Annotated in this window: 5 protein-coding genes; 2 read left to right on the plus strand and 3 right to left on the minus strand. The window is 71.8% G+C overall.

The genetic code is table 11. The features are described 5' to 3' along the window. Positions 1–361: 361 nt before the first annotated feature. On the minus strand, positions 362–1,573 hold the full coding sequence (locus VFE05_03625; protein ID HET6229142.1) for a tetratricopeptide repeat protein: 1,212 nt from the start codon (positions 1,571–1,573) through the stop codon (positions 362–364). Between the two features lie 265 nt (positions 1,574–1,838). Here VFE05_03625 and VFE05_03630 point away from each other — a divergent pair, with 265 nt between their 5' ends. Next, entirely contained in the window at positions 1,839–2,216 is a 378-nt protein-coding gene (locus VFE05_03630; GenBank protein HET6229143.1) for a hypothetical protein, read from the plus strand. 60 nt (positions 2,217–2,276) lie between these two features. Next, positions 2,277–3,485 carry an ABC transporter substrate-binding protein gene (locus VFE05_03635; protein HET6229144.1) on the plus strand — a complete coding sequence of 403 codons (1,209 nt, stop codon included), beginning with the start codon at positions 2,277–2,279 and terminating at the stop codon, positions 3,483–3,485. 335 nt (positions 3,486–3,820) lie between these two features. Here the strand turns inward: VFE05_03635 and VFE05_03640 are convergent, their stop codons facing one another. Beyond that, a complete protein-coding gene (locus tag VFE05_03640) occupies positions 3,821–3,997 on the minus strand; it encodes a hypothetical protein (protein ID HET6229145.1) in 177 nt (58 codons plus the stop codon). A gap of 17 nt (positions 3,998–4,014) precedes the next feature. Further along, the coding region (locus VFE05_03645) for a ferrous iron transporter B (protein HET6229146.1) at positions 4,015–4,990 on the minus strand (976 nt) is incomplete at its 5' end.

The raw sequence follows: 4,990 nt of genomic DNA on the forward strand, positions 1-4,990 counted from the left end.
CCGAGTCCGCCGCGGCTGCCCTGCGCAGCTACACCTGCCATGCACTCGCCTCGCTCACCAACTACGGCTACCCCAGTCTCCTGAAAATGCACATAGAATTTTAGAAAATGGTATCAGAGGATGCGGGCGGTAGATGCGCCTCGGAGAATGCGCTGGCAGATGCACGGTAGCATCGCCGCATCCGACGCCGGATCCGCAGGCTGCTCCCGCAGAGTCGTGCGCGAGGCGATCGATCGTGGTCGGCGGTGTCGGAGTGCGGGCGATGCGCACCGTCGGCAGGAACGCATCGTCCGATCATCCGCCGTTCCCGTCAGCGCGCCGACGAGGTACGGCTGTCCCGGCGAACCCGAGGCGGCGAGGGTTACGGCAGCTCCTCGCGCAGGTTGTTGAGGAGGGCTTCCACGTCCAGGCGCTTACGGCCGGGATCGCCGCCAGCCACCGCGGCGGCGTGGCGGACGGCCTGCTCCATCCGATCCCAGTCGCGCACGGTGGCGGCGGCACGGGCGAGCTCCACCAGCGTACCCGGGGCCAGGTCCTTCTCGTCCAGGCGCCGCAGCAGCGCCCAGGCGCCGCTCCACGCCTCCTCGAAGCTGCGGCGGTCCGCGGAGCCCGCCGCGGCACGAGCCAGCAGGGCCAGCGTCGCCACCCGGTCCACCGGGTCGGTGCGCATGGGCAGCAGCCGGTGCAAGAGCGGCACCGCCCGCGCGAAGCTCTCGCGGCCCACCCACAGCGCCGCGACGTCATGCAGCAGGCCGGGAAGCTCCGGGTGCCCGCGGCCGTACGCGCGCATGGCGCCCCGTGCGAAGCCCTCGGCCTCGTCGTGGCTCCCCAGCTCCAGCGCGATGCGGAAGAGGGCGTGCAGCGCCGCGCCTCGCGTCTCCTGAAGCCCGTGGCGGCGGGAGGCACGAAGCGCCTTACCCAGGAGCTTGCGGGCGGCGTCGGGGGTGCCTCGCTGGGCGTACAGCGTGCCCATCTCCACGTAGGCGTGGGCATACGCCTCCCAGTCGCCGGAGCGGCGCGCCAAGCCCACGGTGCGCCGCAGCCAAGTCTCGGCGCGCGAGCCCTTGCGCCACCGCAGCGCCATGGCGCCCACCGCCAGCGCCGCCCGCGCATCGTCGGGCGAGGCGAGGGCGCCCGCCTGGGCGAACGACAACGCCGTGGCGCCGGCCTTCCGCTCCTCGGCCCAGCGGCCGACCTGGAGGCAGACCAGGGTGACCAACTCCGGGCTGGCGCCGCCCGGGTTGCCCACCAGCGCGCCCAGCGTGGTGAGCGCCACCTCGATGCCCGGCTCCGGCGCCACCGAGCCCACCAGCGCCAGCCGTGCGCGGGCCGCGTCGGCGCAGAACAGCCCCTCGCGCTCGCCGGGCGGGAACGACGCCCACAGCGTCACGTCGCGCAACGACTGCCACAGCAGCAGCCCAAGCTCTCCGCGCACCTCGTCCAGGATGTGCGAGGCCTCCAGCGACTCGGCGGGCTCGCGCAGGATGGCGGGGGGCACGCACCACCGCCGGCCCACGTTGCGGCGCCGAAGTGGCGTTGCGGGGGCCGGGTCGGGCTTCACGGAAGGCTCCATGGCGGTCTCCTGGGCGTGGCCGTTCCCGCGGGGGAAGGCGAGTGGCGCGGTGTGGCGGCGGTGTGGCCGGCCACGCGCCCGCACGGTGCCGCACGTGCGGCATCCCCGCGGGATGCGTGCGGCGAGCGGCGGAAGGGGGTCGCCGCACTTGCGCCCCTCCCTCGCATCGCCTACTCTATCCGTGCCAATCCGCACTAAAGTGGACAGAGTGGACGGAAGATAGCTTCCACCCGGGGATGCGTCAATGCTTCCGGAAAGCACGCCCATGCCCGCCGCGCTCCGCGAGTCGGTGCGCACCGCAGTCCAGGCCGCGTCGCTGCGAGAAGTGGCGCGGGACGTGGGCATGAGCCCCTCGGGGCTGAGAAAGTTCCTCGCGGGCAGCAGCGCTTACAGCGCCACGCGGCGGAAGCTTGAGCGCTGGTACGTGCGGCGCGACGCCACCCTCCAGACCGACGGCCTGACCGGCGACTCCGCGCTGCGCGTGGTGGAGGTGCTGGTGCAGGAGCTGCCTCCTTCGCGCCACCTGAGCGCCACGGCCCGCGTGGTCTCCACGCTGGAGGAGGTGTACGGCGCCGCGCGCGTGCGTCCGCCCGGGTGGATGGACGAGCTGCGCGGGCTCGTGTCCGATCCGGACGCGGCCTGAGATCCTGCCGTGCCCCCCGTGAGGGCCGCGGCAGCCCTTCCCACGAACGATCCTCCGAACGTGAAGCCATACATTCCACGCCGCACCGCCCGTGGGCGGGCGCTCACCGGCGCCTGCGCCGCCGCCGTGCTGCTCCTGGCCGGCTGCGGCCGGAAGCCGGGCTCGGTCACGCTGGGCGTGGCGGGGCCGCTGGAGAAGGCCAACGGCCACTCCATGCACCTCGCCGCGCAGATGGCCGCCGACGAGATCAACGCCGCCGGCGGCGTAAACGGCGACAGCCTGATCCTGAAGTTCCAGGACGACAAGGCCGACGCGAAGGAAGCCATCCAGGTCGCGGCCCGGCTGCGCGCGGATCCGTCGGTCGTGGCGGTGATCGGCCACGTCACGTCGAGCGCCACGGTGGACGCGGCTCCCATCTACAACAAGACGTCGGCCGACGAGCGGGCGAGCAGCACGGCCGACAGCACGGGCGCCGCACAGGTCACCGGCGAGCCGCTGGTGGAGATCTCCCCCGCGTCCAGCAGCGTGGAGGTGACGAACGCGGGCGACTGGACCTTCCGCATCGTGCCCACCGACCTGGAGCACGCGCCGGTGCTGGCGCAGTGGGCCGAGCGGCTGGGCGCCAGGCGCGCCGCCATCGTCTACAGCAACGACGACTACGGCCGGGGGGTGATGTCCAGCTTCGCCGACGCCTTCCAGGGCGGCGGGCGCACGGTGGTGTCGCGCGACCCGTACCTGGGGCCGATGGTGGACAACACCGACGGCCTGCAGCCGTTCCTGGCGCGCGCCATCAGCCGCGGCGCCGACGCGCTGGTGGTGGCCGCCCCGGCGGACGGGGTGCTCAAGATCATCCGCCAGGCGCGGGGGCTGGGCTTCCGCGGCCCCATCCTGGGCGGCGACGGCCTCACGTCGCTCAAGGACTCGGCCGCGGCGAACGGCGTGTACGTGAGCTCGGCCTTCCTGCCGGACCGCGCGGACGCGCGCACGCAGGAGTTCGTGAAGGCGTACGAGGCGCGCTACCACGAGCTGCCGGACCACCGCGGCGCGATGACGTACGACCTCGTGTATCTGCTCGTCGAGGCGATCAAGAAGGCGGGGGCGAACCGCGCCGCCATCCGCGACTACCTGGCGCAGGTGGGCAGCGGCCAGCCGGCCTTCCCCGGCAAGGCCACGGGGGAGATCCGCTTCGACAAGAACGGCGACGTCGTCGGCCGCCAGGTCGTCATCGGCGTCATCCAGAACGGGCGCCTGGTCACCGCGAGCCGGTAGACGGCTGGCGAAACGCGAGACGATAGGCGCCCCGCGGCAGGTTCCGCGGGGCGCCTCGTCTTTTCTCTATCAGTCGATGGGAGGCCGAGCAGTCGAACCCCGATCGGGATCGATGGCGGTGATCGATCGGGATTGGCGATCACGCCGGCGGATGCGCATCGTCCGCATCTACAATCGCCGGTTGCGGCGGGAGGAGAGTTTTCGGATGCGATGAATCGCACCCGTACATGCCGGGACGGTGTCGAGGGTCGAGGGGGAGCATCCCAGTGGAAACGAAGCGCGGGGCCGGTGCAAATGCGCCGGCCCCGCGTCGTCGTGCATCGCCCTTCCAGCGGCTACTTGCCGCAGCCGCAGTCGCTTCCGCAGCCCGGGCCGTCCTTCTTGCCGCCGCGGGCGGAGAGGAGGGTGCGGCGCCACTTGCTGCCCACGTACGCGGCCGCGGCCAGCACAATCCCGCCGGCGGCCAACGACTGGGCCGCCTGCCCGCTCATCTCCAGCATCATCATCGTCATATCGCTCCTCCTTACTCTCAGCCGAAACCCAGCGCGCGGCCGCCCTGGTAGACGATCAGCGCCGCGACGTAGGCCATCGCCAGCATGTACACGAACTGGAAGGCGGCCCACTTCACGCCCGTCCACCCGCCGCCCGTCTCGCGCACGACCACCGCGCCGGTGCTCATGCACATCATCGCGAACACGTAGAACACCATCAGCCCCACGGCCACCAAGGGCGTGTAGACGGGCAGGCCGCTGGCCTGGTGCCGCTCGGCGCGCAATTCCTCGCGGAGCGTCCTGCTCGACTCGTCTGCCGAACTGCCAACGCCGTAGATGGTGCCCATGGTGGACACGAACACCTCGCGCGCGGCGAACGACGCCACGATGCCCACGCCGATCTTCCAGTCGTACCCCAGAGGGCGCACGGCGGGTTCGATGGCGTGCCCCACGTGGCCCAGCACGCTCCCGGCGAGCTGCGCCTCCTGCGCCTTGTCCGCACTCATCCCCGGCGCCGACGCAGTCTTCGGGTACGTCGCCAGGCCCCAGAGCACGATGGAGAGGGCCAGGATGACCGTGCCGGCCTTGCGCAGGAACATCTGCGCGCGGTGCGAGACGGAGAGCGCCAGGCTGCGGGGCCGCGGCATGCGGTACGGCGGCAGCTCCATGATCATGGGCCGCGTCTGGCCCTTCATGAGCGTGCGCTTGAAGATGGCGGCCACCCCCAGCGCGCTCAGCGTGCCCAGCAGGTACATGGCCAGCAGCGTCATGCCCTGCAGGTTGAAGATCCCGGCGATCGCCACCGGCGGGATGAAGCTGCCGATGAGCAGGGTGTAGATGGGGATGCGCGCCGAGCAGCTCATCAGTGGCAGCACCAGGATGGTGGCCAGCCGGTCCTTGGGATTCTCGATGGTGCGCGTGGACATCACCCCCGGCACCGCGCAGGCGTAGCCGGAGAGCAGGGGGATGAAGCTGCGTCCATGCAGTCCCACGCTCCTCATGAAGCGGTCCATG

The sequence above is a fragment of the Longimicrobiaceae bacterium genome (assembly GCA_035696245.1).
Lineage (GTDB): Bacteria > Gemmatimonadota > Gemmatimonadetes > Longimicrobiales > Longimicrobiaceae > DASRQW01.

Coding starts and splice junctions, on each gene's coding strand:
- VFE05_03625 (HET6229142.1), bottom strand. CDS start 1,573: ATGGAGCCTTCCGTGAAGCCCGACCCGGCCCCCGCAACGCCACTTCGG.
- VFE05_03630 (HET6229143.1), top strand. CDS start 1,839: ATGCCCGCCGCGCTCCGCGAGTCGGTGCGCACCGCAGTCCAGGCCGCG.
- VFE05_03640 (HET6229145.1), bottom strand. CDS start 3,997: ATGACGATGATGATGCTGGAGATGAGCGGGCAGGCGGCCCAGTCGTTG.